The 26,745-nt window shown below is 63.5% G+C and carries 20 protein-coding genes and 1 pseudogene; 9 read left to right on the top strand and 12 right to left on the bottom strand.

Annotated elements, in window-relative coordinates:
* Positions 1-268 precede the first annotated feature (268 nt).
* The 4 genes and pseudogenes from IMX18_RS16620 (at position 269) to IMX18_RS16605 (ending at position 6,032) form a co-directional block, all read left to right on the top strand.
* Positions 269-4,465, top strand: a complete 4,197-nt coding sequence (locus IMX18_RS16620; protein ID WP_217190285.1) for an RHS repeat-associated core domain-containing protein — start codon at positions 269-271, stop codon at positions 4,463-4,465.
* On the top strand, positions 4,458-5,012 hold the full coding sequence (locus IMX18_RS16615) for a hypothetical protein (protein ID WP_225903902.1): 555 nt from the start codon (positions 4,458-4,460) through the stop codon (positions 5,010-5,012). Before IMX18_RS16620 ends, IMX18_RS16615 begins: the two co-directional genes overlap by 8 nt.
* 143 nt (positions 5,013-5,155) lie before the next feature.
* Positions 5,156-5,422 (top strand): annotated as a pseudogene (locus IMX18_RS16610) (hypothetical protein); the annotation flags it as partial.
* 178 nt (positions 5,423-5,600) lie between these two features.
* Entirely contained in the window at positions 5,601-6,032 is a 432-nt protein-coding gene (locus IMX18_RS16605; RefSeq protein ID WP_191471875.1) for a DUF2628 domain-containing protein, read from the top strand.
* Between the two features lie 201 nt (positions 6,033-6,233).
* Here IMX18_RS16605 and IMX18_RS16600 read toward each other — a convergent pair whose 3' ends face one another.
* The 7 genes from IMX18_RS16600 to IMX18_RS16570 form a co-directional block, all read right to left on the bottom strand.
* Positions 6,234-6,392, bottom strand: a complete 159-nt coding sequence (locus IMX18_RS16600) for a hypothetical protein (protein WP_015269457.1) — start codon at positions 6,390-6,392, stop codon at positions 6,234-6,236.
* A 650-nt stretch (positions 6,393-7,042) separates the two neighbouring features.
* Positions 7,043-8,677 (bottom strand): BatD family protein, encoded by a 1,635-nt coding sequence (locus tag IMX18_RS16595; RefSeq protein WP_217190283.1) that lies wholly within the window; start codon positions 8,675-8,677, stop codon positions 7,043-7,045.
* Positions 8,674-10,392 (bottom strand): vWA domain-containing protein, encoded by a 1,719-nt coding sequence (locus tag IMX18_RS16590; RefSeq protein ID WP_054573348.1) that lies wholly within the window; start codon positions 10,390-10,392, stop codon positions 8,674-8,676. The genes IMX18_RS16595 and IMX18_RS16590 overlap by 4 nt, the downstream gene beginning before the upstream one ends.
* Positions 10,389-11,465 (bottom strand): vWA domain-containing protein, encoded by a 1,077-nt coding sequence (locus IMX18_RS16585; protein ID WP_100413402.1) that lies wholly within the window; start codon positions 11,463-11,465, stop codon positions 10,389-10,391. The genes IMX18_RS16590 and IMX18_RS16585 overlap by 4 nt, the downstream gene beginning before the upstream one ends.
* Positions 11,458-11,952 carry a DUF4381 domain-containing protein gene (locus IMX18_RS16580; RefSeq protein ID WP_015269461.1) on the bottom strand — a complete coding sequence of 165 codons (495 nt, stop codon included), beginning with the start codon at positions 11,950-11,952 and terminating at the stop codon, positions 11,458-11,460. The genes IMX18_RS16585 and IMX18_RS16580 overlap by 8 nt, the downstream gene beginning before the upstream one ends.
* A gap of 13 nt (positions 11,953-11,965) precedes the next feature.
* Positions 11,966-12,910: a DUF58 domain-containing protein gene (locus IMX18_RS16575; RefSeq protein WP_013971643.1), complete on the bottom strand. Its 945-nt coding sequence runs from the start codon at positions 12,908-12,910 to the stop codon at positions 11,966-11,968.
* Positions 12,911-12,914: 4 nt separating this feature from the next.
* The gene (locus IMX18_RS16570; RefSeq protein WP_013971644.1) at positions 12,915-13,874 is read right to left on the bottom strand and encodes an AAA family ATPase; all 960 of its coding nucleotides are present in this window, start codon (positions 13,872-13,874) and stop codon (positions 12,915-12,917) included.
* A 231-nt stretch (positions 13,875-14,105) separates the two neighbouring features.
* Between IMX18_RS16570 and IMX18_RS16565 the strand changes: the two genes are divergently transcribed.
* On the top strand, positions 14,106-15,413 hold the full coding sequence (locus tag IMX18_RS16565; RefSeq protein WP_139657577.1) for a T6SS phospholipase effector Tle1-like catalytic domain-containing protein: 1,308 nt from the start codon (positions 14,106-14,108) through the stop codon (positions 15,411-15,413).
* A gap of 88 nt (positions 15,414-15,501) precedes the next feature.
* On the opposite strand, the gene IMX18_RS16560 is transcribed toward IMX18_RS16565, so the two are convergent.
* Positions 15,502-16,698 carry an MFS transporter gene (locus IMX18_RS16560; protein ID WP_054573347.1) on the bottom strand — a complete coding sequence of 399 codons (1,197 nt, stop codon included), beginning with the start codon at positions 16,696-16,698 and terminating at the stop codon, positions 15,502-15,504.
* A 59-nt stretch (positions 16,699-16,757) separates the two neighbouring features.
* Entirely contained in the window at positions 16,758-17,972 is a 1,215-nt protein-coding gene (locus IMX18_RS16555) for a benzoate/H(+) symporter BenE family transporter (RefSeq protein ID WP_043935451.1), read from the bottom strand.
* 102 nt (positions 17,973-18,074) lie between these two features.
* Between IMX18_RS16555 and pdxR the strand changes: the two genes are divergently transcribed.
* Positions 18,075-19,586, top strand: a complete 1,512-nt coding sequence (pdxR, locus tag IMX18_RS16550) for a MocR-like pyridoxine biosynthesis transcription factor PdxR (protein ID WP_191471874.1) — start codon at positions 18,075-18,077, stop codon at positions 19,584-19,586.
* A gap of 37 nt (positions 19,587-19,623) precedes the next feature.
* On the opposite strand, the gene IMX18_RS16545 is transcribed toward pdxR, so the two are convergent.
* Both IMX18_RS16545 and IMX18_RS16540 read right to left on the bottom strand, forming a co-directional pair.
* Entirely contained in the window at positions 19,624-20,511 is an 888-nt protein-coding gene (locus tag IMX18_RS16545) for a dihydrodipicolinate synthase family protein (RefSeq protein WP_054573345.1), read from the bottom strand.
* A 44-nt stretch (positions 20,512-20,555) separates the two neighbouring features.
* Positions 20,556-21,338 carry an aldolase gene (locus tag IMX18_RS16540; RefSeq protein WP_015269467.1) on the bottom strand — a complete coding sequence of 261 codons (783 nt, stop codon included), beginning with the start codon at positions 21,336-21,338 and terminating at the stop codon, positions 20,556-20,558.
* A gap of 236 nt (positions 21,339-21,574) precedes the next feature.
* Here IMX18_RS16540 and IMX18_RS16535 point away from each other — a divergent pair, with 236 nt between their 5' ends.
* From IMX18_RS16535 to IMX18_RS16525, 3 genes are all read left to right on the top strand, one after another.
* Entirely contained in the window at positions 21,575-23,122 is a 1,548-nt protein-coding gene (locus tag IMX18_RS16535; protein ID WP_039614530.1) for an AMP-binding protein, read from the top strand.
* A 14-nt stretch (positions 23,123-23,136) separates the two neighbouring features.
* Positions 23,137-24,303 carry an acyl-CoA dehydrogenase family protein gene (locus IMX18_RS16530; RefSeq protein ID WP_015269469.1) on the top strand — a complete coding sequence of 389 codons (1,167 nt, stop codon included), beginning with the start codon at positions 23,137-23,139 and terminating at the stop codon, positions 24,301-24,303.
* A 102-nt stretch (positions 24,304-24,405) separates the two neighbouring features.
* Positions 24,406-25,659: an MFS transporter gene (locus tag IMX18_RS16525; RefSeq protein ID WP_015269470.1), complete on the top strand. Its 1,254-nt coding sequence runs from the start codon at positions 24,406-24,408 to the stop codon at positions 25,657-25,659.
* On the opposite strand, the gene IMX18_RS16520 is transcribed toward IMX18_RS16525, so the two are convergent.
* Positions 25,565-26,614 carry a LysR family transcriptional regulator gene (locus IMX18_RS16520; protein ID WP_015269471.1) on the bottom strand — a complete coding sequence of 350 codons (1,050 nt, stop codon included), beginning with the start codon at positions 26,612-26,614 and terminating at the stop codon, positions 25,565-25,567. The two genes, IMX18_RS16525 and IMX18_RS16520, sit on opposite strands and share 95 nt — an antisense overlap.
* Positions 26,615-26,745 lie beyond the last annotated feature (131 nt).

Here is a 26,745-nt window from a genome sequence, read left to right as displayed (position 1 = left end):
GGCTTGGGTGATGGGTGTTCCGCAAGGGCGGTATGGTAACCCAAGCCTATGCGGCAAGGCAGTCGCTCCTGGCGGGTAAGTGCTTTCCTACAAGCAGGTCCGCGCACTGAACGCCTTGTTCATTGACGGCCTAACGGCGTTTTCCTAGCGTCCTTGGGTTTCAAGCCTCAAGGACGCAACAATGATCAAGGATCTGACCGAGCGCTCGCTGCTTCAGTCTTGTCGTTCATTCACGTTGCACAACTTGGCCGAACAGGAGTAACCCCTCATGTTCGAAGCGGCCAGGTTTGGCGACGAGATTTCACACACCGGCGCATTGGGCGGCTTTCTGCTGGGCGCTGCCCTGGGTATCGCACTGGTGGCCACGGTGGCCATCGCCACCTTCACCTGCGGGTTAGGCGTGGCTTTGCTGGCCGGCCTCGCAGCAGGTCTCGGGGGCAGCTTGCTGACCGCTGCCGGCGAGGCACTGGGAAGTCTGTTCTCATCCCCCTCAGGGACGATAACGACTGCCTCACCCAACGTGTTCATCAACAGCCGCAAGGCCGCCCGCGTCGAAAAAAGCATCGGCACCTGCGACAAACATCCTGGCCCGGTGCAGATCGCCGAAGGCTCGACCAATGTCTTCATCAATGGCGTCGCGGCGGCGCGCAAGGGCGACAAGCTGACCTGCGGCGCGACCATTTCCGGGGGTTCGAACAACGTCTTCATCGGCGGTGGCACTTACCGCTACCTGCCCGTGGATGACGAAGTCCCGGAGTGGCTGCGCACCACCGTGGATGTGCTGATGGCGATTGCTGGCGCAGCCAGTGGCCTCGCGAATGTGCTCAAGATGGGTACCCAGGCCGGTATGAAGGCCGCCCTACCTTGTGCCCTGAAATTCACGGCCGGCTTCATTGCCGGCGAAGTGGCCGCCCGCTACATGGTCGAACCCGTGGCACGCAGGGTTTTGGGTGGACTGGTTGGCAACCCGGTCGACCTCACCACCGGTCGCAAGCTGATCCCCGACGAGATCGACTTCAGCCTGCCCGGGCTGATGCCGATCGAGTGGTCACGTTTCTACGCCAGCGACCTTACCGTCGACAGCGTGCTCGGGCGCGGCTGGGTGCTGCCCTGGGAGCAAAGTCTGCGTCGGCGGGGCTCATTCATTTACCTCACCGACAACCAAGGCCGCAAAGTTCCGTTCGTGACCCTGCAACCGGGCGAACGGATCTACAACCCGCACGAGCAGGTGTACCTGGTCTGCACCGAGGGCGGCCACTACATCCTGCAAACGCTGGACAACCTGTTCTTCTACTTCGGCGAAGTGCCAGACACCAACACCGAAGTGCCGCTGCAACGCATCGAGAACGTTCTCGGTCACTTCCTGCATTTCACCCGCACGCCCGATGGTACGCTGACCGACATCAGCGCCACCGGCGGTACCCGCGTGCACCTGCACTACGACCACCCGCTGGGCCGCCTGACCGACATCAAGCGCGTGGTGAACGACCAGGCCGTCGAAACGCTCACCCAGTACCGCTACGATGAACACGGCCAGCTGAGCGCGGTGATCAACCGCAACGGCCACACCGTGCGCAGTTTCAGCTACGCCGAAGGCCTGATGGTGACCCACAGCAATGCGCTGGGCCTGGGCTGCCATTACCGCTGGGAAACCCTCGGCGGCCAGCCGCGGGTGGTCGAGCACTGGACCACCGATGGCGAACACTACCACTTCCGCTACGACCTCGATGCCCGTACCAGCTGGGCCACCGACGTGCTCGGCCGCGAGCTGGAAGTGCAGTACAACCCCGACCACCGGGTGATCGCCAGCCGCGACTACGGCGGCGAACGCTACGCCGCCGAGCTGGACGACAATGGCAACATGGTCGACCTGACCTTGGCGGACGGTAGCTGCCTGCAATTCAAGTACGACGAATTCTCCCGTCTGCTCGAAGAGACCGACCCGCTAGGCCGCAAGACCACCTACGAATATCACCACCTGACCACGCTGGTGACCCAGGTCAGTTACCCGGATGGCAGCACCTGGCGGGCGCGCTACGACGCCAAGGGCAACCTGCTCGCCGAATTCGATGCCCTGGGTCAAATGACCGAATACCTGAACAGCGATGACGGCCTGCCGCACACCATCATCGACGCGACCTACAAGTCCAAGTACCTGTGGTGGAACACCTTGGCCCAGGTCGAGCGTTACCAGGATTGTTCGGGCAAGAACACCTGGTACCGCTACGACGAACGCCAGCACCTCGTCGCGGTAACCGATGCGCTGAACCAGACCACCACGCTGGAGCGCAAGCCCGACGGTGAGGTGCTGCGCATCAGCCATCCCGACGGCACGGCGGAAACTTTCACCTACAACGACCTTGGTCAGGTGCTCGACCACACCGATGGCAAAGGCCAGATCACCCGCCTGCTACGCACTTCCCGTGGTTTGCCGAGTAACCGCCGGGACCCGAAAGGAGGTGTGGTTCGTTACGAGTACGACAAGGCTTGGCGCCTGACCGGGTTGGTGAACGAGAACAACGCCACGTACCGCTTTGCCTATGACGCCTCGGACCGGCTGACTGAAGAAGTGCGGGTGGATAACCTGACCCGGCGTTTCAGCTACAACCTCGGCGGCCATCTGACCCGGCTGGATGAGATTGGTTATGGCGAAAATGCCGAGCGGCCGGAGCGGCATACGCTGTTCGAGCGTGACAGCATTGGCCGGTTGGTCGCCAAGATCAACCGCGATGCGAGCCAGACCTTCGCGTACGACGACGGAGACCGGTTGCTGAGCATCGAGCGGCAGCCGACCGGGATCGGCAAGCAGCTAGGGATCACGGAAGAGAAGCTGGAGTACGCCTACGATCTGCTGGGGCGGCTGACCAAAGAAATCACCCCCGACGGCACGCTCGGCTACGAGTACGATCCGCTCGGCAACCTGACTACGCTGACCCTGCCGGATGGTCGTAAGGTCAATCACCTGTACTACGGCAGTGGGCATCTGCACCAACTGAACCTGGACGGTCAGGTGATCAGCGACATGGAGCGTGATGACCTGCACCGCGAGGTTTACCGGACCCAGGGCAAGCTCACCAGTTGTTTCGGTTATGACGCGATGGGGCGCAAGGCGTGGCAATACGCATCGATGCTGCCGGCCGACAAGCTGTCGCAAGTGCACAACACTGGCATTAATACCTCGCTGCTGGTGGAGCATGCCTACAACCCGATTCACCGCCGTTATCAGTACGACCCGGCAGGTGAACTGGTGCGTACGCTCGACAAGCTGTGTGGCGAGATCAAGTACGAGTACGAAGCGAACGGCCAGTTGCGCAGCCGCGATACGGGCTCGCTGGTTGGCAGCGAAGAGTTTCGTTACGACCCTGCGGGCAACCGCCTGGATTTCAATGCCCGGCAATTTGCCAAGTCCAGGGACAACCGCATCACACACTGGCGGGACCAGGAGTACCGTTACGACCCGTGGGGCAACCTGATCGAAAAATGCTCGGAATATGGCAACCGGTTGCAGCGCTTCGGTTATGACGGTGAAAACCGGCTGGTGCGGGCGGAGACATGGGGCAATGGCAAGCTGGAGAGTGCCGGGCACTACCGTTATGACAGCCTGGGGCGGCGGGTGGCCAAGCTGGCTGAGATCAATGGGCAGGTCGAGCAGAAGCGCTTCCTCTGGCAAGGGCTGAGGATGCTGCGCGAGGAAGCGCCCGGGCAGAGCATCCTGTACCTGTATGAGCCGGGTAGCTATGCGCCGTTGGCGCGGGTTGATCAGGCGGAAGGAGAGGAGCAGAAGCTTTATTATTTCCATACTGACCAGATTGGTACGCCGCTGGAGGTCACGGACAGTGACGGTAAGATCGTCTGGCAGGCGACGTATCGCTCGTGGGGGGCAATAGAGGGTCTGCCGATCAATGAGATCGAGCAGAATTTGCGTTTCCAAGGTCAGTACTTTGATAGCGAAACGGGGCTGCACTACAACACGTTCCGCTACTATGATTCGGAGGTCGGTAAATATATATCGCATGACCCAATAGGCTTGTTAGGCGGAATAAACTTATATCAATATGCGCCGAACCCTGTTAGCTGGCTGGATCCTTTGGGATGGATTACCTATAATACGATGCCTGCGATAGATGGTTTCCAGAAGCATCATATTATCCCGCAGCAGCTATCTAATCATGCGGCCATGCAGGCGGGCGAGGTGAATATTCATAAGCTGTCCAATATTATTTATCTGCCTAAGTATGAGGAGAACCATCCGGTGCGAACGGTGCATCGTGGCTCTCACGCGCAATATAATTCGGCTGTAGAGAAGAAACTGGATATTATTCACGAATACGGCAAGAAAAATGGCTGGACCAAAGCGGACTACCAGAAGGCTATTCACGGAGTCATGGTTGATGAGAGAAAAGGTCTGCGTGCAGGTAAAACGATGCTGAATAAAAACTCTGTTCGGGGAGCGACTTGTGGCTAAAAATTTTATACTTTCTATTTCAGATGACTATCCTGAAAGTTATTGGCTGAAGACAAAGATGTTGTCTGGTGAGGATTCTGGGATTTTCAAAGAGTGCGTGGTTGTAAGCAAGGATATAAAAGTCTGTTTCGAGGGGTCGAAAAGGGTCAGTACTTCCAAGCTCCTTAGCTATGATTTTTTTTTCAGTGATGGGCCCAATTTGATTTCGCCGCGGCTCTACGAACTAATGAGGAGAGAAAGTATTTCTGGTGTTCAGTTTGTGGATGCGGATCTACTGATAGGTGAGGCTTCCTATACTGGTTACAAGATATTCAATGTTATAGGTAAATCACCAGCCTTTAACTTGAAAGAATCTGTTAGTGAGCCGTTACTTAGCTATATGTCAGATGGTCCGAGGTGGTTCAGTAAGATAGTTTTGGATAATGAGGCGGTGCTTTCTAGTGATGTCGTTAGGGCTGAAGAGGACAGCCCTACGATTGTGGTGACTGCTCGCGTCAAGTCTGTTTTGGAGAATGGCTTGGTGCGCGGGGTGCAGTTTAAGGATTAGATGCCTGTGCCGTCGAGTTTTCCCGAGAGTTATTTTCTGTGTAAATTTTTTGTTGTACGACTTTGATGGCGTGATCTTTAACAGTTAAAATAGACTGGCTCTGCCAAATTGCTGGCGGAGCCAAATATTTTTAGGGCAAATACGGTCAGCGCAACCCGCACGAGCAGGTGTACCTGGTGTGCACCGAGGGCGGCCACTACATCCTGCAAACGCGGGACAACCTGTTCTTCTACTTCGGCGAAGTGCCAGACACCAACACCGAAGTGCCGCTGCAACGCATCGAGAACGTTCTCGGCCACTTCCTGCATTTCACCCGCACGCCTGACGGTACGCTGACCGACATCAGCGCCACCGGCGGCACCCGCGTACACCTGCACTACGACCACCCGCTGGGTCGCCTGACCGACATCAATTGGTGAACAACGAATTTCTGATCGCGCCGATCTGGAAGCCTTGAGTGTTTCGTGACTTGGCTCTCGCTTTGCGGGAGGTATCAAGCTTGCCCTCAAAGGCATGCTGATTTACCCTCCGAACCGGCCATGATCATGGCTATTCGACACTCACGGACGACGATCACAGGAGTCACCAATGGAAGGCATCCCACAAACCCAATCCACCCCAGATAACCTCAAGCCAAAATGGCGGGAGCGTTTCGCTTTCTTCGATCAGTACGGCGCACCCACCTCCGAGCCCTACAAAGCCGCTTTCCGCGCCTTGCCATTTGGCAAGAAGCTGCTGATCAACAACAACTTCATCGCCTTTTTCTTCGGCCCGATCTACTGGTTCGTGCTGGGGCTGTGGAAGAAGAACCTGGTCATGCTGACCATCATGATCGCCATCGGCGTTCTCCTGAGCTACTACGAGATCGCGACGGGTAGCGAGATCCCGCGCCCGGTGGATAACGGCATCAGCATGGCGTTTGCGTTTCTGTACAGCTTCCTGACCAACCGTGCCTACTACCTGAAGCAGACCAAAGGGCAGCAGAGCTGGAACCCGTTCGAGGGGCAGCGGTTCATCTGAGCCGTCAGCCAGTTCAACCGGTGCTCGCAGGTTGATGAAGCCCTGATCACGGTCTCTGTAGGAGCGGCCTTGTGTCGCGAAAGGGCCGCAAGGCGGCCCCGGCGATTTTGCGGTGATGCGCAGATCCTGGGGGCGCTTCGCACCCCTTTCGCGACACAAGGCCGCTCCTGCAGGGGTCGCGCATGTCTTGGGGCTGTGTAGTCAGTGCCGGGTGATATCCCCGGTTTGCCGGTGCAACAGCAACTCGGCCAAGGCCTTGGTCATCTGTACGTGATGCACCGCGTTGACCAGCATGTTGATGCCGGGCTCGCCGGCATTGGCGCAGATGTATTCGTCCAGCGAGTCTTCGATGCCGGCCATCAGCTGGAGGGTGTGGATCAGGGCGTCAACCGAGGGTGTGTCCTGGTTGATGGTGTAGAAGGGACGGGCCGTTAGTTTTACGGGTGGATCGGGGACGATCCTTTTTTATGATTCAAACCCTTTGCTTGATCAGAGAATGCCACCACCGCAACCTTCTCACGGGTTTAGGTGGCAGCCGTGCGCGGGGTGAGAAACCGAGGAAGCAAAGGAAAACTCGGCCAGACCGAAGTCTGCCCGCGCGCGGCCGCCATGAAAGCTGACGGAATTTGCTTATCGTCGGGTTCTCACACCCGGTCACCGAAGCGCCCCGGAAGCTTTATCCGTGAGGTGTTTCCCCGACAACAGTGATAGTTCGGCAGCGCGCGTAGGATAATTCCTAAGCGGGTTGATCCTGAAGCATTGGGGGGCAGGTTCAGAAATATCTTACGGTGGCACCGGCTGCGCCGGTGTTCGCGGGCACGCCCGCTCCCACAGGGGGGGTGTAAGCAGCCAATGACTGTAGGAGCAGCCTTGTGCTGCGAAGAGGCCGGTATGACAGAAGACTGTCTGTGGCAGTCATGGCCTCTTCGCAGCACAAGGCTGCTCCTACAGGCCGGCGCGGTCACTGTGGGAGCGGGCATGCCCGCGAAGAGGCCTGCACAGGCAGCACATCACTTGGGATAGAGCGGCGGCAGGCTGCCGTTCTCGCCGGTCGGCAGCAATACCTGCTCAGCCGGGGGAATCGTACCGATCGCCCGCCACAAATCTTCACCCTGCCAATACTGCCCGCTCTCGCTATACAGCGCCCCATTCAACCCATCCAGTGCATCCGACAACGGCACGAACCGCGCCGCCATCTCGGCCAGGGTCTCCGGCTGCTGGCGGGCCCAGGCGTCCAGCGCCTGGCGGGTTGCCTGTGGGTCGTTGGCCTGGCACGCGCGCTTGAGATCATCCAGCAAGGTACGTGGGCTCGGCCCGGCCTGCGCGGCACGCAGCACCGCTGGCTGCGAGCGGGCGCGCCACCACAGGGCAAAGCCCAGCACGGTGGTGAGGGCGAACACCAGGGTGGCCAGCTGCCAGGGCCACAGCAAGCTGCTGGCACTGCTGTTGTCGCCGACCGGGGTGTCGGCGCTCAGCGCCGGGTTGTCCTGCACATTCAGCGTGCGCGCCGGCAGGCTGCTGTGCTCCAGGTGGTCTTCTCGGGTATTCCACCAGGCCACTTCCAGCGCCGGCAGGGCCAGCGCGCCGCTGTGGGTCGGCACCAAGGCTTCGCGCTCTTCGCGGTTGGCAATCATCCCTCGTTCGCTGATTTCGTTGCGCAGCAATGGCTGGTCGGGGTACCGGCGCAGGCCGGTGATTTCGGTGGCTGGCAGCGGTGGCAGCTGGGTGCTGGACAAGCCTTCGGCACGCAGGGTGATGTTGCGGGTCAGCGAGTCGCCAATCTGCACCTGCTGGTTGCCAGGGTCGGGGTTCCAGTGCTCTTCAAGTGCCAGGCTGCGGGCCGGTAGCCAGGGCACGCCAGCAGGCCAGGCCGCCGGAATCGGCCGCACGGCCAGGCGCAATGGCAACGAGCTGACCTGCACCTGGTGGCCGGCCCGGGCCGTGCCGTTGGCTTGCGGGGCATCGTCCTGGCTGGCGGCGGCGGTGGCGGTGAAAGTCAACGGTGGGATGTCGAGGGTTCCGCTTTGTTGGGCATACACGGCATAGCGGGTTTCGATCACGCCGTGGCGGACGCCGTTGATTTCCTTTTCATAGGTGCGCGATTCACCCAGCGGTTCGACTTTGGCGTTTTCCAGTTGCAGCGGGCTGAGGCTGCTGTCGTCGTACAGTGCCACCGAATGGTAGATGCGCAGGGTGAGCACGGCCTGGGCCTGTACGTAGACCTCGCTGCTGTCGAGCGTGGCTTCGATGAACACCTGCGAGGCACTGTCCTGGCGGCTGGCATCGGCCTGCAGCACTTGCAGTTCGATGGCCTGGCTGTGCGACTGGCCCAGTTGCAGTTCGGGGATGCGCAGGCTGCCGCTGCGTCGCGGCAGCAGGGTGATGATCCAGCGGGTACTGGCGCGGGTTTCGCCGTCGAGGCTGTGCAGGCTGTTCAGCTGGCGCGTGCCGCGCACTTCGAAGTCACCCTCCAGCGCGCGCAGGTCGGGCTTGCCGAACTGGGTGACGTCCTGGCTTTCCAGAGTCAGCTCCAGGCTTTCGCCGGCTTCCAGGCGGGTACGGTCGACGCTGGCGCGCAGCAACGGTTCGGCCTGGGCCAGCACGGCCCACAGCAGACAGAGGAGAAAGACGCCGAAGCGACTCATCGTGAGGTTTCCTGATGCAATTGCTGTTCATACCAGAATTTGCGCCGCAGCAGCTCCGCCGGGTTGTCGGGGATCTCCCGCAGCCATTGTTCCAAGGCCTGGCGCTGTTCGGTATCAAGGCTGGTCGATACCGGGCGCTGCGGCGGCTGGATGACGCTGTCGTCCGCGCCCGCTTGGTTGCCGGGCGTTACCTGGCTGTTGCTGCTGCCTTCGCCGGGCTGTTCGGCGCTGGCCTGTTCGTCGTTGCCGGGCGTGCCCTGGGCCGGGCTGCTGGCCGAGCTGCTGTTGCCTTCGGTTTCGCTGCCGGGCGTGCCTTGGGTATCGCTGCTGGCCGGTTGTTCCTCGGCAGTGGCCTCGCGCTGTTGCAGCAGTTGCTGCACCAGTGCCTGGTTGTCCAGCGCCGCTTGCAGGTCGGGTTGGCGTTCCAGGGCTTGTTCGTAGGCGTCCAGCGCGGCTTCCAGCTCACCGCTGCGGGCCAGGGCGTTGCCTCGATTGTAGTGTGCGGCGGCGGTGTCGCCTTGGGAAAAGGCTTCGGCAGCGCCGGCATAGTCGCCGGCCTGGTACAGGGCCATGCCGCGCCATTGCGGGTCCTGGAACTGGCGCGCGGCGCTGGCCGGGCGGTTCTGCTCCAGCAGGCGCTGGCCTTGCTGGTCGGGGCGCAGCCACAGGTCGTTGAACTCGAAGGCCTGGCTGGGCTGGGGCAGGGCCAGCAGCAGCGGCAGGCAGAACAGCCAGCCGCGTCGGCCGGCACAGGCGGCCAGCAGCAACAGCGGCAGCAGCAGCCAGTACCCCTGGTCGGCCCAGCTGTCCAATTGCAGGGTCTGGCCATCATTGCGCCCGGTGCGCGGGCTGTCGAACAGGCCCAGGCCTCGCAGGTCGAGGTCGTCGATGCGAGCATGCCGGTAGCGCCCGCCGGTGCCGTTGATGAAGCCCTTGAGGCTGGCGCTGTCCAGGCGTGGCAACAGGATGCCGCCCTGGTCGTCCTTCAGGTATTCGCCATTGGCCTGGCGCACCGGTGCGCCTTCGCTGCTGCCGATGCCCAGCATCAACAGGCTCGGGCCCTGCCGGCCGAGGGCCTGGGCGATGCCTTCGCGCTCCGGGGCGCTGAGCGACGAGCCGATCAGCAGCAGGCGGCCCTGGCCCAGGCCGCTCTGGGCAAGCAGGGCGAGGCCTTTTTGCACGGCCAGGTCGGCGCGCTGGCCGGGCTTGGGCATGATCGATGGGTCGACCGCCTCGAGCAGGTTGCGGCTGGTGGCCAAGTCATCGGACAGCGGCACCAGGGTGTGTGCGGAGCCAGCGTAGACCACCAGCGCGGTCTGGCTGTCGCGGCGGTGCTCCAGCAGGTCGAGGATTTTGCGCCGCGCCTGCTCCAGGCGGTTGGGCGGGCTGTCCTCGGCGAGCATCTGCGGGGTCAGTTCGAGCAGGATCACCAGTGGGTCGGCCGGGCGCTGGCGGCTTTCTTCCACGCGCTGCCAACTCGGCCCGAGCAGCGCCAGGATCACCAGCACCCAGGCCAGGCCCAGCGCCACCCACGGCAGCTTGCTGGTGCTGCCGCTGCCACCGCCGAGCAGGACGCCATGGAACGCCGGTGGCAGAATCATCTGCCAGCGCCCGGCGCGCTTGCGCCGGTGCCACAGTTTGTACAGCAGCCAGGCGAGCAGGGGTACGGCCAGCAGCCAGAGCGGGCGCAACCATTCGGGCCACAGTTCGATCATCGCCGCCTCCTCAGGCGCAGGCGCTTCAGGCGCTGGCGCCATTCTGGGTGCGGTTGCAGGAAGCGCGGCTTGCGCAGCAGGCGGTGCAGCAGGTTGTCGGGCCATTGCACGGCCAGCACCAGCAGCACGCTCAGCAGCAGGGCAAGGGCCAGGGGCCAGGCATACAGGGCCTTGGCCGTGCGCGCCTGGGTCGGTTGCTGGGCCACCGGTTCGAGCTGGTCGAGGGTGTCGCCGATGGCGTCCAGTTCGGCGCCGTCATGGGCGCGGAAGTAGGTGCCGTGGGTGATATCGGCAATTTCCTTGAGCGAGGCTTCGTCCAGGTCCAGGCTCGGGTTCAGGCCGAGCAGGCCGGGGGTGCCACTGGCTTCGGGGTTGGCGCCGATGCCGATGGTGTAGATGCGCACGCCTTCCTGGGCTGCCAGGCGGGCGGCGGTCAACGGGTGGATCTGCCCGCCATTGTTGGCGCCGTCGGTGATCAGTACCAGCACCCGGCTTTGTGCCGGCCGTTGACGCAGGCGCTTGACCGCCAGGCCAATGGCGTCGCCGATGGCGGTGTTCTTGCCGGCGATGCCGATCTGCGCTTCGTCGAGGAAGGTGCGCACGGTGCGCCGGTCGAAGGTGAGCGGCGCCTGCAGGTAGGCTTGGCTGCCGAACAGGATCAGGCCCACGCGGTCGCCCTCGCGCTCCTGCAGGAAGTCACCGAGCAGCGCCTTGACCAGGTCGAGGCGGCTGATTTCTTCGTTCTGCCACTGCATGTCGGGGAAGTCCATCGACCCGGACACATCCACCGCCACCAGCAGGTCGCGGCCGCTGGCAGCCACTGGCACCGGCTCGCCCAGCCATTGCGGGCGGGCGGCGGCGCACAGCAGCAGCAGCCAGATGACGACAAAGGGCGCCTGCTGGCGCCAGGTCGGCAGGTTGAGCCTTGCGCGGCGCCCGGCCAGGTCTTCCAGTTCGTCGAGGAAGCCCACCTTGAGCACCGGTTCGCCGCTGTCGGCGGCCGGCAACACCAGGCGCGCCAGCCACGGCAGCGGCAACAGGGCGAAGACCCACGGCCAGGCCAGTTCAAACATGCTTGCGAATCCAGGTTTCGACGGCTTGGCTGAGCCCGGCGATGGCCTTGTCGTCGAGCTTGCACTCGGGTTTGTAGGCGCCCTCTACCAGTACCATCCAGCGGGTCAGGCCGGCGGCCGGGCAGCGGTTGTCGAGAAACGCCAGCCACTGGCGGCCGTTGAGTGTATGGCTGTTGGCACCCGGGTAGTGGCTGCGGCACAGGCGCTTGAGCAGGGCGTTGATCTGTTGCAGCCACGCCCCGGCCGGGGCGCCGTCGTAGGGGCGCGGCAGGCGGGCCAGTTCGGCCAGTGCTTCCACGCGTACCGGGTCCAAGGGTTGTTCGGCACGCACGATACGGCGTTTGCCCGGGCGCCAGTGGCGCACCCGCCACAGGCCCCAGGCCAACAGCGGCAGCACGGCCAGCAGCAGCCACCAGCCGGGTGCCGGTGGCCAAAGGCCGATCGGCGCGGGGGCGATCAGCGGCTGCAGTTGATCAAGCGGGTTCATTGGCCGCTGCTCTTCATGACGCGCTCCGTGGCCGCTGGGCGTTCAGGTACTCGCGCAGTTGCTCGATCATGTCGCTTTGGGTGCTCAGTGGCATCAGCAGCACGCGCAGCTTTTGCGCCATCAGCTCCCAGCGCTCGATACGCGCTTCGGCCTGCTGGCGGTAGGCCTGGCGCAGGTTGGCGTCCAGGGTGTCGAGCTCCAGCTGCGCGCTGCGCTGGGCGAAGCGCAGCAGGCCGGCGGCGGGCAGGGCATGATCGAGCGGGTCGGACACCGGCATCAACAGCAGGTCGCAATGGCGCGAGAGCATGGCCAGGTGCTGCTCCACCTGGGCAGTGAGCGAGCGCTCATCGCAGATCACGATGGCCAGGCTGCCGGGGCGCAGCACTTCGCGGGCGCGGCGCAGGGCCAGGCCGAGGCTGTCGGCACCGGGCGTGGCCTCGGTGTGCAGCGCCTGGTTGACCTTGGCCAGGCGGTTGAGCAGTTGCAGCAGGCTCTGCTTGCTGCGCCGGGGCTTGATTTCGTGGTGCTCGTTGTCGCCAAACACCAACCCGCCAATGCGGTCGTTATGGCCCAGCGCGGCCCAGCCGAACAGCGCTGCAGCCTGGGCGGCCAGCACCGACTTGAACATCAGCCCCGAGCCGAAGAACAGCCGTTGGCTCTGCTCGACAAGAATGAAGATGGGCCGTTCGCGCTCTTCGTGGAACAGCTTGGTATGCGGCTCCTGGGTACGCGCGGTAACCCGCCAGTCGATGTTGCGCACATCGTCGCCAGCCTGGTAGACGCGCACCTGGTCGAAGTCCACGCCGCGCCCGCGCAGCTTGGAGTGGTGTAGGCCCACCAGCGGGCTGCGCTGGCCGGGCCGGGAAAACAGCTGGATTTCGCGCACGCGGTGGCGCATGTCGATCAGTTCGGCAAGGCCGATGCGGATGCCGGGTTCGGCCAGCGATGCAGTGGGCATGGGCTCAGGCAACGGCGACGACGTCGAGGATGCGCTGGACCACGCGGTCCTGGTCGATCCCTGCCGCCTCGGCCTCGAACGAGAGGATGATGCGGTGGCGCAGCACGTCGAACAGCACCGCCTGGATGTCTTCGGGGCTGACGAAATCGCGCCCGGCCAGCCAGGCGTGGGCGCGCGCGCAGCGGTCCAGCGAAATGGAACCACGCGGGCTGGCGCCGTAGGCGATCCAGTCGGCCAGTTCGGCATCGAACTTGGCCGGGGTGCGGGTGGCCATCACCAGTTGCACCAGGTATTCCTCCACCGCGTCGGCCATGTACAGGCCAAGGATTTCCTTGCGGGCGGCGAAGATCGCCTGCTGGCTGACCCGGCGCTCGGGCTTGGTCTCGCCGCCCAGGGCTTCACCACGGGCCTGCAACAGGATGCGCCGCTCTACCGCAGCGTCGGGGAAGCCGATTTTCACGTGCATCAGGAAGCGGTCGAGCTGGGCTTCGGGCAGCGGGTAGGTGCCTTCCTGCTCGATCGGGTTCTGTGTGGCCATGACCAGGAACAGCGGCGACAGGTCGTAGGTGCTGCGGCCCACGCTGACCTGGCGTTCGGCCATGGCCTCGAGCAGTGCGGACTGCACCTTGGCCGGGGCGCGGTTGATTTCGTCGGCCAGCACCAGGTTGTGGAAGATCGGCCCCTGCTGGAACACGAAGCTGCCGGTTTCCGGGCGGTAGATTTCGGTGCCGGTGATGTCGGCCGGGAGCAGGTCGGGGGTGAACTGGATGCGATGGAACTGCGCCTCGATGCCTTCGGCGAGCTCTTTGATGGCCTTGGTCTTGGCCAGGCCCGGCGCGCCTTCGACCAGCATGTGGCCGTCTGCCAGGAGCACGATCAACAGCCGCTCGACCAGTTTCTCCTGGCCTAGGATCTGGGAAGAAAGAAAGGTGCGCAGCGCGATCAGCGCTTCACGGTGTTCCATCGGTGACGGTTCCTGGTATGGGGCCGCAGGCGGCTGGAAGCAGCTGCCCTGGCAAGGGGTGATACTTTAATCCATCCGGGGGGGTGGCGACCAATGGCGGTAGGGAAATTTATCCTTGCCGGGGGCCATGCAGGTCCGGAAATGTCCTGTGTATCGCTGGCCATTGGCTGATGTTCCGCAGCAGCGTGCTGGCGCCTGCTTGTGCTTTTGGTACAAGCAGGAAGCACGACGATGGACCTGAACAGCTGTAGCACTGCACGCATCACGCCGGTCACCCTGCGTTTTGGCGTGTTCTTCGATGGCACCGGTAACAACCTGAGCAATGTGATGCCGGTGGATGCACCGGGGAACAAGGGGGGCAGTTATGCCAATGCCTTGAGCAATGTGGCCCTGTTGCATGCACTGTACCCGACGCAGGGGGCCAATGCTGATGGGACCATGGCGTTTCTGAAGCGCTATGTCGAGGGCGTGGGCACCCTGGCGGGGGAGGCGGATCATGCCTATGCCTCGGCCACCGGGTGTGGGCGTAGAGGGGCCGAGGCGCGTGTCACCGAGGCCTTGGCGGGGATTGCCGGGCAACTGCGGGACTGGCGCCAGGCGCACCCAAAGGCAAGGCTCGAGCGGGTCGAGTTCGACTTGTTCGGTTTCAGCCGCGGCGCTGCGGCTGTGCGTCATCTGGCCAACCTGCTGCATGATGGCGGCAGCAGCCTGTTGGCTGTGCCCTGTGGCATCGTGATCAACTTCATCGGCCTGTTCGACACGGTTGCGGCAATTATCGCGCCGCTGCAGGGCGACTTCGATCCTGCCGACGACCGCCATGGTGGCTTGCGCCTTGGCCTGGGCGCGGGCATTGCCCGGCAAATGGTGCAGCTGGTGGCGGGGGACGAGCAGCGGCACAACTTCCCGCTGGTACGCAGCGGCCATGACATCGTGTTGCCAGGCGTGCACTCGAACATTGGCGGTGGTTACCCGGATACCACGCAGGAGCAGGTGCTGCTGTGCAAACCGCATTCTCAGCGGGTGCCGCTGAGAATGCGCGCCGAGCACACGCGTGTGCATGCCACAGTCAGTGCGTTGCTGGCGTCGTCGTTTGGCGAAATGGGCGCGCCCAGGCCGCGTGTGCTGGCCTGGGAGGTTCCGATTGCCGGTGGCCTGCCTAGCGAGGCGCAAAAACAGGTATATGCGGCGGTGTACCGCGAACGGGAAGTGGCGGGGCAGCTGTCGCGGGTGTACCTGAGCATCATGCGGGAGCTGGCGGTGCGCGCTGGTGTGCCGTTTGCGCAACTGGGCGGGCAGGTCGAGCACCGGCTGCCGGATGAACTGCTGGGCATCAGCCGCAAGTTGCATGCGTTTGCCCTGGGTGAATGCGACGAGCCCGGGTTGACCGAGGATGAGCAGCGATTGTTGCGAGACAGGTACGTGCATGCATCAGCGAACTGGAATGCGTTAAAGGGGTTGCACGGCAGTGTGCTGGATGTGTTGTTCGTCAATCGGCCGGGGGCAGGTGGGAGGGTGGTGCATGCCAATCCGGTCGCCTGAGTAGCCAGTGCGCAGATGAATCAATGGCCATGTGCTGTTCTGCTGGATCTGCCTTGCATTGCGAAAGGGCTGCAAAGCAGCCCTGGGGCTAGACAGGCTGTCGGTGCTTCCTGGCCAGGTAGGCCTCCTGTGCCAAGGTCAGCAGCACCGTCAGCAGCATGAACACGATCGATGCCACGAAGATGCCATGAGGCAGGCGTTGGTCGAGCATCCAGCCAAACGCCACCGGCCCGAGGGCACCGCCGATGCTGAAGCCGGTCGAGACCAGCCCGAACGCTTTGCCCTCGGCGCCGCTCGGTGCCGCCGCCTTCACCAGCATGTCCCTCGACGGGGCGATGATCCCGGTCAGCAAGCCAATGGCACCGAGAACCACCACCAACCCCCAGCCCCGAAGCAGCCCGAGGGCCACCAGCGTTGTCAACGCGGCAGCCAGGGCAAAGGCCGAGGCCGCCACCAGGCCGTGACGCCGGGTCCGGTCAGCCAGGGCCCCACCGCACAGTACACCTGCAGCGCTGCTGAGCAGAAAGGCCGTGAGTGCCGTGTTGGCCCAGGCCAGGGTCAGGTCTTGGCCCTGGACCAGGGCGGCCACGGAGAACTTCTCGATGGCACTGGTGCTCAGGTTGAGCAAGATGAACAGGACCGTCAGCAGCCCGAGCATGGGCGTGAACAGTCGCGCGCGACCTGCTGCAGTGGGGCCAGCGCCGCCTTTGCCAGGCTTGGCAACGTGGTGGATTCCATTGCCTGGAACCGATATCAACAGCAAGGCGGCAACCCCCGCAGCCGAGCCCGCCATCAGGGCAGCCTGCGTGCCGAATAGTGCAGCGATGCCGAGAAATATAGCTGGCGTTACCGCCGAGCCGAGGAAGCCGGCAAAGGTATGGATCGAGAACGCCCGCCCCAGGCGGCCTTGTTCGATGCCGTTGGCCAGCAGCGCGTAGTCGGCCGGGTGGTACACGCCATTGGCCAGGCCGGCCATGGCCATCGCCACCAACAGCAGGATGTAGCTGGGGCTGACAGCAACCAGCAGGAAACTGATGCTGCCCAGCAGCAAGCCCGCCTTGAGCACCTTGCGCGCACCGTAGTGGTCGACGGCATAGCCTAGCGGTGCCTGCACCAGGGCGGAGACGATATTGAACACGGCCAGGGCTGCGCCGAGTTCGACGAACCCTACCCCCAGCAAGTCGGGGAGCACGGGTAGCAGCGCCGGGATAAGCATGATGTGCACATGGCTGACGAAGTGTACGGCAGCAATTTGGGTAAGAAGCTTGGGGCCAGCTTTGGGCATGTCGATACCTGTTGTACGGCGTGCGCACCTGGCGCACGGCAGGATGGTGGAAAGCCCGCTTACCGGGAGAAGTGGCAGAAACCGGGTAGGCGGCCGTTCAGTACGGCATAGGCCAGCAAGCCAATGACCAGCCCCCAGAATGCCCCGCCAATGCCAAACAGGTTGATGTTGGCTGCCGCGGCCAGGAATGTGATCAGTGCCGCTTCGCGTGAACGGGCATCTGCCATTGCGTTGGCCAGGCTGGCGCCGATGGTGCCCAGCAGTGCAAGGCCGGCCAGCGTGGTGATGAAGGTGGCCGGCAGGGCCATGAACACACTGGCCAGGGTGACCCCGAATACCCCTACGAGGATGTAGCAGACACCGGCAGCGATGCCCGCGACCCAGCGTTTGCCCGGGTCTTCGTGGGCTTCCTTGCCAGTGCAGATGGCGGCGGTGATGGCAGCGATGTTGAAGGCGTGCGACCCGAACGGTGCCATCAGCAACGACCCCAGGCCAGTGACTGCCACGATCGGATTGGCGCTGGTCTTGAAGCCATCGTTGCGCAGCACCAGCATGCCTGGCATGTACTGACCGGTAAGGGTGATCAGGAACAACGGCAGGGCCACGCTCAGGGCGGCGTTGAGGGAGAAGGTGGGCGCGGTGAACAACGGCGTGGCGAATTCCAGCCTGAGCGCTGTCAGGTCCACCTGGCCCTGCAGTAGCAGGTAGCCCAGGCCCAGCAGCAGAATGCCTACTACGGCATAGCGGGCGGTAAAGCGTTTGAATGTTACATAGGCTGCGATCAACAGCCCGGCCAGGGCGGGGTCGACCGAGAGGCCGCCGAATGCACCAATGCCGAATTGCAACAGGATACCCGCCAGCAGGCCGGCGGCAATTCCGCCCGGGATGGCCCGCACCAGGCGCTCGAAGTAACCGGTCACTCCCAGCATCACGAAGCCGCCTGCCGACAGAAGGTAGGCACCGATGGCGTCGCTGTAGGGCACGCTGGCCAGCGCTGTGACCAGGAACGCAGCGGCCGGCGTGGACCAGGCGGTGATCACCGGCTCGCGGCTGTACCAGGACAGGACCAGGCCACTGAGCCCGACGCCGATCGACACTGACCAGACCCACGAGGAGGTCAGCGCCGGGCTCAGCCCGGCCAGCTTGGCGGCCTGGAACACCAGGATGAAGGTGCCGCCATAATTGACTATTACCGAAACGATCCCCGCCACCACGGGGTGAAGGATGTCTGTCAGCCGTAGCGGGGTGGGAACAGTGTGTGCGGGCGTGTTCATCGAGGCCTCGGTCGTTCTGGCGCATAGAGTTGGAAAGGCTGGTTTTTATAGCGCTAGAATGGCCGGTATAGCCCCACCACTTTTCCACACATGGCCATACCAATGTTCAAGCATGCACAACTGGAGTCGGTGAAAGCCTGGATCGGCGACCCAGAGCGCGCGTCACTGCCTTTGCACGTAAGAATCCAGCGTGCGATACGCCAGCTTGTTCTCGAAGGGGCGTTGCCCGTGGGCAAGGCGTTGCCCGCCTCCCGTGCGCTGGCGGCCTCGCTGGCTGTGTCACGGGATACGGTCGAGGCTGCATATGGCCAGCTGCACGCCGAAGGATTCATCGAGCGCCGGGTGGGCAGTGGCAGCTTCGTTTCACCCCGTGCGCAGCACCTGCCGGCCCAGCCCCGGGGCCGCAAGGTGAAAGCCCCGGACGAACCGTCGGCAATCAGCCGTCGTGGCCAGGCGCTGTGCCAGGAGGGCGGAGTGCACAATTTCTTCGTTTCTCGGCCGTTTGCGCCGGGGGTGGCGGAAACCCGCAACTTCCCGTTGCAGGCCTGGGAAAAGCTGCAACGGCAGGTGTTCAAGGAACATGGCTCCCAGGCATTGCAGCCCAGTAGCGCGCAAGGTACCGAGCCACTGCGGCGGGCTATTGCCGATTACGTCAATCTTGAACGTGGCGCACAGGCCACGGCTGACCGCGTGCTCATCCTTACCAGTTCACAGCAGGCGTTCAGCCTGTGTGCCCACGTATTGGCCGACGCGGGCGACCAAGTGGTTATCGAAGACCCGGCCTACCATGGGGTCAGGAAGGCGCTGGGTGCTGCTGGCCTGCATTGCATCGCCGTGGCCGTGGACACGGACGGCATGCAGGTCGAGCAGATAACACGGCTGGCTCCCCATGCCAGGGCTGTTTTCCTGACCCCTTCGCATCAGTTCCCTACTGGCGTTACCCTGTCCCTGGACCGGCGTCTGGCGGTGATCGAGTGGGCGCGGCAACAACGCGCCTGGATCATCGAGGACGATTACGACAGCGAGTTTCACTATGCCGGCAAACCCACCGCGTGCGTGCAAGGCCTGGATGCCCACGACCGTACGGTTTACATCGGCACGTTCACCAAGTCCCTGTTCGCCGGCTTGCGCATTGCCTACATGGTCTTGCCGCCGCAACTGGTCGAGCCGATGATCGCTGCGCGAACCTTGCAGGACGGGCATACGGCTTCGCTGGCGCAACTGACCTTGGCCAGGTTCATCGAAGGCGGGCACTTCGGCGCCCATGTGCGCTTGATGCGGGCGATCTATGCGGAGCGCCGCGATGCCCTGGCGGCATTGGTGCAGGCACAGCTGTCGGACTTTCTTGTCGCGCGTGTGCCCGCAGGCGGCATGCAGATGCCTTGTGTTTTCACCAGGCCGATGCCTGAAGAACAGGTCGTGAAGGCGGCGCAGGCCGCTGGTATCGACCTGCTGGGGCTAAGTGGCCTGTATGCGTCGACGAAAGGGGAGGCGGGATTGCTGATGGGGTTTGCGGCGCATACCCCTGGCGAGCTGGCGATGGCCGTGGCGAAACTGGCGAAGGTGTTGCGCCAGGTCGAGTCTGGCCAAGGGCGAGCAACGTCGCCAGGATGAAGCCCGGCAGCAAGACGCCGCCGGGCAGTTGTCACGGTCAGTCGGCCAGTTCTACCAGCATGCTCTTCAGGTAGTCGCTGCCTTGCGCATCCAGTGGTTGCAGGGGCAGGCGTGGAGCGCCGACATCCTGGCCGAGCAGTTTCAAACCGGCCTTGATGGTGGTGGGCAGGCCACGGCGGGTGATGTACTCCAGCAGTTCATACTGCCGGTAGAACAACGCGCGAGCTTCGGCCAGGTTGCCTTGCTGCACCGCGTCCCACAGCGCCAGGTTCAGCGCCGGGATCAGGTTGGGCGCGGCGGTGCACCAGCCGGTGGCACCGGCCACCAGGGCTTCCAGGGTGAGCGGGTTGCAACCGTTGTAGAAGGCCACCTGGCCATCGGTGGCCTTGAACAGGCGGTGCATGCGCTGGATGTCGCCGGTGCTTTCCTTGACCATGGTCACATTGGGCACTTCGCCGAGGATGCGCAGGATCAGCTCCACCGACAGGTCGGTACCGCTGGTGCCCGGGTTGTTGTAGAGCATGATCGGAATGTCGATGGCCGCGCCCACCGCCTTGTAGTGGGCGACCACTTCGGCTTCGGTGAGCTTCCAGTAGGAGATGGGCAGCACCATCACCGCCGTGGCGCCGCAGGCCTGTGCCAGGCGGGCGCGCTGCACGGTGCGTGCGGTGGTCAGGTCGGAGACGCTGACCACGCTGGGCACGCGGCCGGCGATGCGTGCCTGGCTGAAGCGCACCACCGTTTCCCATTCGCTGTCGGACAGGTAGGCGCCTTCGCCGGTGCTGCCCAGCGGTGCGATGGCGTGCACGCCGTCCTCTATCAGGCGGTCGATGGACAGGCCCAGGGCATCCAGGTCGAGCGCGCCGTCTGCCTTGAAGGGAGTGATGGTGTAGCCGATAACGCCGCGAATTACAGGTGTAGACATAACCAGGCACCTTTGCCGTTGTTGGGGAAAGAGTACAGCTTCAGTCAGCCCAGGCAGTCGCCATGGGCACGCAAGGCACGGCGCGCGTAATAGCTGAACGCGGCACCATGACGTTTGGGGGTGGAGATCCAGTCGTGGGCTTCCTTGCCCAGGGCATCCGGGATGGGGCGAATTTCACCGGCGCCCATGGCCAGCAGCTGCATCTTTGCCGCGCGCTCGAACAGCATGGCAAGGACGCAGGCTTCCTCGATCGAGCGGCCGGCGATCAGCAAACCGTGGTGGGAAAGCAGGATCGCGCGCTTGTCGCCGATCGCCCTGGAGATGATTTCACCTTCTTCGTTGCCCACTGGTACGCCGGGCCATTCCTTGAGGAACGCGCAGTCGTCGAACAGCGGGCACAGGTCCATGTGCGAGATCGCCAGTGGCACTTCCAGCATCGACAGGGCGGCACTGTGCAGTGGGTGGGTGTGGATGATGCAGTTGACGTCGGGGCGTGCGCGGTACAGCCAGCTATGGAAGCGGTTGGCCGGGTTGGCCATGCCGCGGCCTTGCAGCACGGTGAGGTCTTCGTCGACCACCAGCAGGTTGGAAGCGGCGATCTCGTCGAAGCCCAGGCCGAGTTGTTGCGTGTAGTAGGTGCCAGGCTGCTCGGCGCGGGCGGTGATCTGCCCGGCCAGGCCCGAGTCGTGGCCGCCGTCGAACAGGATGCGGCAGGTAAGGGCGAGTTTCTGGCGAGGAGTGTAGGTGTTGTCGGCCAGCGCCGTCAGCATCTGCTGCTGGGCGAGTTTGACGAGCTGATCCTTGGGGGTCTGCATGGTGGTCGTCATGGGCTGTACCTGCATGAAGGGCCTATAAAGGCTGATTGGCGCGAAGCGCTATCAGGACACAAAATCGATATTAATGACACAAAGTGTCATTTGCAAGCGATGTGTCATCACCACTGCCGCTCATGCGATGTGGTCCAGTGCAAACCGTTATGGGCCGCATACGTAACTGGTATTACTTGCTCCGACCGCACGCTGTTTAGCATCGACCGGGTCTTAACCGCGACGAGAACAACAACGTGAACCTCGCAACCCTAACCAGTCGAAGTGCAAGATACTGGCCTGAGCGCTTGGCGGTGATCGACCGCCACACCCGCCTCACCTTCGCGCAGCTTGAACAGCGGACCAATCAGTTGGCCTCGGCCTTGTTGGCCCACGGCATCACCAGCGGCGAACATGTCGCGATCCTGGCTCCCAACCGGGTCGAGCTGGTGGAGGCTGAGGTGGCTTTCTACAAGGCCGGCCTGGTCAAGGTCCCGGTCAATGCACGCCTGGCGCTGGATGAAGTGATCCAGGTACTGAATGACGCCTGCAGCGTCGCGCTGATCGCCGACCCGCAAGCTGCCGAGGCCTTGCTGGCGCGCAGGCAGGAGGTGCCTGCGCTACGCCTGATCGTTACCCTTGGCGAGCAGGGCGGCGATATCGGCTACGGCGCACTGCTGGCCCAAGGCAGCAGCCAGCCGGTCAGTTGCGATCTGCCTGACGATGCACTGGCCGTATTGCACTACACCTCGGGCAGTTCCGGTGTGCTCAAGGCAGCAATGCTCAGCGTCGGCAACCGCAAGGCGCTGATCCGCAAGAGCATCGCCAGCCCCACCCGGCGTGCCGGCCCAGGCGACATCATGGCCCATGTCGGCCCCATCACCCATGCCAGCGGCATGCAGCTGATGCCGCTGCTGGCGGTGGGTGCCTGCAGCCTGTTGCTGGAACGCTACGATGACCAGTTGCTGCTCGAGACCATCCAGCGCGAGGGCGTGACCCGGTTGTTCCTGGTGCCGGCCATGATCAACCGTCTGGTCAATTTTCCCGGGGTCGAGCGCTATGACCTGAGCAGCCTGCGCCTGGTGATGTATGGCGCAGCGCCAATGGCGCCAGCGCTGGTCAAGCGGGCTATCGAAGTGTTCGGGCCGATTCTTGCCCAGGGCTACGGCGCTGGCGAAACCTGCTCGCTGGTGACGGTGCTGACCGAGCAGGACCACCTGTGTGAAGGCGGCGACTACCGCCGGCTGGCCTCGTGCGGACGATGCTACTTCGAGACCGACCTGCGTGTGGTGAACGACGATTTCCGCGATGTCCAGCCAGGCGAGGTGGGCGAGATCGTGGTCAAGGGACCGGACATCATGCAGGGCTACTGGCGCGCACCGCATCTCACCGCCGAGGTTATGCGTGATGGCTACTACCTCACCGGCGACCTGGCCACGGTGGACCAGCAGGGCTACGTGTTCATCGTCGACCGCAAGAAGGAAATGATCATTTCCGGTGGCTTCAACATCTACCCCAGCGAAGTCGAGCAGGTGCTCTACAGCCTGCCGCAAGTGTTCGAGGCTGCCGTGGTAGGCGTGCCCGACGAACAGTGGGGCGAAGCGGTGCGGGCAGTGATCGTGCTCAAGCCTGGCATGCAGCTGCAGGAGCACGAGGTGATCGAGCATTGCGCCCAGGCTCTTGCCGGGTTCAAGAAACCGCGTGGGGTGGACTTCGTCAGCGAGCTGCCGAAGAACCCCAACGGCAAAGTGGTGCGCCGCCTGATTCGAGACGCCTACTGGCAAAACAGCGAACGCCGCATCTGACCTGAGGAATTGCCATGTACCAGCCAAGCGAAAAGGCCAAACAGATCATCGAGGCCATCGGCGGCTTCGTTCGCAACGAAATCCTGCCCCTGGAGCAACGCGCCGGCCTCAGCTGGGCCGAACCGCACCCGCGTGAGGTGCTGCAGCAGGTGTGGCAACGCTCGTGCGAGCAGGGCTTCTACAACATCATGCTGCCCGAAACGATTGGTGGTGCAGGATTGAGCGTGTCCGACCTGTGTGCGGTGAAGGAGGCCACAGTGCTGACGGGCTCTATGCTGGCGCCGCACATTCTCGGCGAGCTTTCCGGGCCGCCGCGTGTCGGCCACCTGTTCAAGGTGGCCAGCCCGGCCCAGGTCGAGGCTTTCCTGCAGCCGGTGTGCCGAGCCGAAAAGGCCGTGTGCTTCGCGCTGACCGAAAGTGAAGCCGGGTCCGATGCCACGGCGATCAGGACTACCGCTCGGCGCGACGGCGAGCATTACGTGCTGAGCGGGGCCAAGCGCTACATTTCCGGGGCGCCTTATGCCGATATCGCAATACTGCTCGCGGTCACCGGCCCCGGGCGTGGCGCCCAGGGGATCTCGGCATTCTTTGTCGAGCTGGATGCGCCGGGCGTGCGGGTGGAAAGCGATTACTCGGTCATGTCCGGTGGCGGCGCCCATGGCGACATCCTTCTCGATGAAGTACGAGTGCCGGTGGCCAACCGCATTGGCGAGGAGGGGCAGGGCTTCAAGCTGGCAATGGGGCGCATCACGCTCAATCGTCTGCTGCATTGCCCAACCATGCTGGGCCTGGCGGGCCTGGCACTGAACCTGACGGTGGACTACGCCCGCACTCGCAAGCAGTTTGGCCAGCCGATCGCGATGTTCCAGTCGATCAATCACATGATCGCCGACATGGCCACCGAACTGCATGCGGCACGCAGCATGGTCTATGCCACTGCCGCGGTGAATGACGCCGGTGGCGATATCCGCACCCAGGCGCCGATGTGCAAGTTGTTCGTATCGGAAACGGCCTTCCGCATCGCCGACCGCGCGGTGCAGATTCATGGGGGGGCCGGGCTGTTGCGGGGCAACCCGGTGGAGTGGATCTTCCGTGCGACCCGTATGATGCGCATTCTTACCGGGACCAGCGAAATCCAGCGCAACACCATTGCCAAGGGCGTGCTCATGCCCGAGCAGTGAAACTGCACGCCCGGCCTCCAGTGGCCGGGCTCTCCCACAAGAACAATAAGAGAGATCGACATGACTCATACTGACCCCCGCGCGCGTGCAGGCACGGCCTGGATGATTGCGGTACTGCTGGCACTGCTTATGCTGGTGAACTTCCTGGACAAGGTGGTCATCGGCCTTGTAGCGGTACCCATGTCCAGGGAACTGGGTTTGTCCCCGGCCGAGTTCGGCCTGGTGGGCGGCGCGCTGCACTGGTTCTTCGCCATCTCTGCAGTGGTCGGTGGCTTCATGGCCAACCGCCGGCCGACCCGCACCCTGCTGTTGGGCATGGGCGCGTTCTGGGCGCTGATCCAGTTGCCCATGCTGTTCGTCACCTCCCTGTGGGCTATTGTCGCTTGCCGGGTGCTGCTGGGCATCGGCGAAGGGCCAGCGTCACCGGTGGCAACCCATGCCTTGTACAAGTGGTTCCCCAACGACCGGCGCAACCTGCCGGTGGCGCTGTTGCATACCGGTAGTGCACTTGGGCTGCTGGTGGCAGGCGCAATGATTCCATGGATCAGCGTGCACTATGGCTGGCGCATGAACTTCATCGTGCTGGCTTTGATCGGCGCGGTATGGTGCGTGCTGTGGTGGGCATTGGGGCGCGAGGGTACTCTTGACCGCAGCCGCCCCGGCCAGCCCAGGGAAGAACAGGCGCACATCGCCTACCGCCGTCTGCTCGGCGACCGCACCGTGCTGGGCAATTACCTGTGCCACTTCGCCGCCAATTGGTCGCTGGCCCTGACCTTGACGTGGGTGCCGAGTTATCTGGAAACCGGGTTGGGCATCGACCCGATCATGACCGGTCGGGTGTTCGTGCTTTTCGTGGTGGTGACCACGCCGCTGAGCCTGTTCATGGCCTGGCTGTCGCAGCGCATGATGCGCGCCGGGGTGGCGACACGCTGGTCGCGCGGAGCCTTCGTGTCCCTGTGCCTGATTGCCAGCGGGTTGTTGTCGGCGGCATTGTTCCTGCCGGGCCTGGGGAATGTCGAGCGAATCATGAGCCTGACTTTCAGTGGCGGGCTGGCGCTGGTCATGTACTCGGTGGGGCCAGCCATGCTGGCGGAGTTCACGCCCAGCGGGCAGCGTGGCGGCATCCTGGCTATCGGCAATGGTATCGCTTCGCTGGCCGGGCTGGCGGCACCCGTAGTCACGGGGTTTCTGGTGCAGGGCGCCGGAGCCGACCACCCGGCAGGGTATGGCCAGGGCTTCCTGGTATGCGGGGCGGTGCTGGTCATTGCCGGGTTGACAGGGTTGGTATGGATGGACCCTCAGAAAACCCGCCAACGGCTGCTTCAGGTGGGCACGGCTGCGCTGGCCCGGGCCTGACCTGCGCTGCGTCAGAGGCTCTGCTGGGGGAGGGGGCACGCTCGATCAGGGTGCCTTTCCAGCGCTCGCTGCGCACCGCATCCACGAGCAGCCCGCGCACCAGGTCGCGCATGCAGGCGGCGGCGAACGACAATGGCTTGTGTTGCGAATGGGCCAGGGCAATCGTACGAGTGATGCGCGGCTCCACGATCAGCCGCGCGCTGGCCGGGGCGGCCAGGTCCAGCAATGGCGGCCAGTTGCTGATGGTCGCCGCCAGGCCGGCGCGTACCAGGCTGGCTATGCCGGGCGCAGACTGCTGTTCATAGCTTGAATCCAGGGCCACGCCGGTTTCCATGGCCGCCTGCTCGATGCGCCTGCGCAGGTGCAGGCTGCGCGGCGGCATTACCAGCCGGCTCGACGCGGCCTCGGCCAGGGTGATCGGTGAATCGTCCGGACCATGCGCAGGCAGGCCGACCCAGTACAGGTCTTCGGAGAACACGGGCTCGGCGACAATGTGCGCCAGCTCCTCGGCATTGGGCACCACACCGAAATCCACCTTGCCCAGCTCGATCGCCTGGCCGCCTTCGCGGCTAAGGCCGTCCCATACGGTGAGCTTGATACCAGGAAAGCGCGCCTGCGCCTGGGTGATGATGGCTGGCAACAACAGCGCCGAAGCCGTGGCCGGAATCGAGATGGCCACGTGGCCCTTGGGGTTGCCGCGGCTGGACTTGAGTTCGTCCTTCACCGAATCAAGCTTCTGTATCACCGAGCGTGCCACTTCGTACAGCTGGCGCCCTGCATCGGTCAGCTCGATGCCGTCATGCTGGCGCGCCAGCAACTGCATTTCCAGCTCGCTTTCCAGCAGTCCTATCTGACGGCTCAATGCTGGCTGGGCAATGAACGCGTGGCGCGCGGCGTTGGAGAAGCTGCCGGCTTCGACAATGGCAATCAGGTAACGCAGCTGTTTCAAAGTCATGGCAATTCTCAGGCTATGCCGAAGTGGTATGGCAACTATCGAGAGACGTTATTTGTTCAGCTCTAGTGGCCTACTTAGTATCGGGGAACACCGGATCGAGGATAACAGAAACTTTCACTTATTTACCCAGC

The sequence above is a fragment of the Pseudomonas shirazica genome (assembly GCF_015168335.1).
GTDB classification, from domain to species: Bacteria; Pseudomonadota; Gammaproteobacteria; order Pseudomonadales; family Pseudomonadaceae; genus Aquipseudomonas; species Aquipseudomonas asiatica.
The sequence above is the reverse complement of the archived record's forward strand: the minus strand, read 5'-3'. Positions and strand labels throughout refer to the sequence as shown.

What these genes read in the sequence shown, in the direction of transcription:
- IMX18_RS16620 (WP_217190285.1), top strand. Translation starts at nt 269, where the DNA reads ATGTTCGAAGCGGCCAGGTTTGGCGACGAGATTTCACACACCGGCGCA.
- IMX18_RS16605 (WP_191471875.1), top strand. Translation starts at nt 5,601, where the DNA reads ATGGAAGGCATCCCACAAACCCAATCCACCCCAGATAACCTCAAGCCA.
- IMX18_RS16600 (WP_015269457.1), bottom strand. Translation starts at nt 6,392, where the DNA reads ATGGCCGGCATCGAAGACTCGCTGGACGAATACATCTGCGCCAATGCC.
- IMX18_RS16595 (WP_217190283.1), bottom strand. Translation starts at nt 8,677, where the DNA reads ATGAGTCGCTTCGGCGTCTTTCTCCTCTGTCTGCTGTGGGCCGTGCTG.
- IMX18_RS16590 (WP_054573348.1), bottom strand. Translation starts at nt 10,392, where the DNA reads ATGATCGAACTGTGGCCCGAATGGTTGCGCCCGCTCTGGCTGCTGGCC.
- IMX18_RS16585 (WP_100413402.1), bottom strand. Translation starts at nt 11,465, where the DNA reads ATGTTTGAACTGGCCTGGCCGTGGGTCTTCGCCCTGTTGCCGCTGCCG.
- IMX18_RS16580 (WP_015269461.1), bottom strand. Translation starts at nt 11,952, where the DNA reads ATGAACCCGCTTGATCAACTGCAGCCGCTGATCGCCCCCGCGCCGATC.
- IMX18_RS16575 (WP_013971643.1), bottom strand. Translation starts at nt 12,910, where the DNA reads ATGCCCACTGCATCGCTGGCCGAACCCGGCATCCGCATCGGCCTTGCC.
- IMX18_RS16570 (WP_013971644.1), bottom strand. Translation starts at nt 13,874, where the DNA reads ATGGAACACCGTGAAGCGCTGATCGCGCTGCGCACCTTTCTTTCTTCC.
- IMX18_RS16565 (WP_139657577.1), top strand. Translation starts at nt 14,106, where the DNA reads ATGGACCTGAACAGCTGTAGCACTGCACGCATCACGCCGGTCACCCTG.
- IMX18_RS16560 (WP_054573347.1), bottom strand. Translation starts at nt 16,698, where the DNA reads ATGCCCAAAGCTGGCCCCAAGCTTCTTACCCAAATTGCTGCCGTACAC.
- IMX18_RS16555 (WP_043935451.1), bottom strand. Translation starts at nt 17,972, where the DNA reads ATGAACACGCCCGCACACACTGTTCCCACCCCGCTACGGCTGACAGAC.
- pdxR (WP_191471874.1), top strand. Translation starts at nt 18,075, where the DNA reads ATGTTCAAGCATGCACAACTGGAGTCGGTGAAAGCCTGGATCGGCGAC.
- IMX18_RS16545 (WP_054573345.1), bottom strand. Translation starts at nt 20,511, where the DNA reads ATGTCTACACCTGTAATTCGCGGCGTTATCGGCTACACCATCACTCCC.
- IMX18_RS16540 (WP_015269467.1), bottom strand. Translation starts at nt 21,338, where the DNA reads ATGACGACCACCATGCAGACCCCCAAGGATCAGCTCGTCAAACTCGCC.
- IMX18_RS16530 (WP_015269469.1), top strand. Translation starts at nt 23,137, where the DNA reads ATGTACCAGCCAAGCGAAAAGGCCAAACAGATCATCGAGGCCATCGGC.
- IMX18_RS16525 (WP_015269470.1), top strand. Translation starts at nt 24,406, where the DNA reads ATGATTGCGGTACTGCTGGCACTGCTTATGCTGGTGAACTTCCTGGAC.
- IMX18_RS16520 (WP_015269471.1), bottom strand. Translation starts at nt 26,614, where the DNA reads ATGACTTTGAAACAGCTGCGTTACCTGATTGCCATTGTCGAAGCCGGC.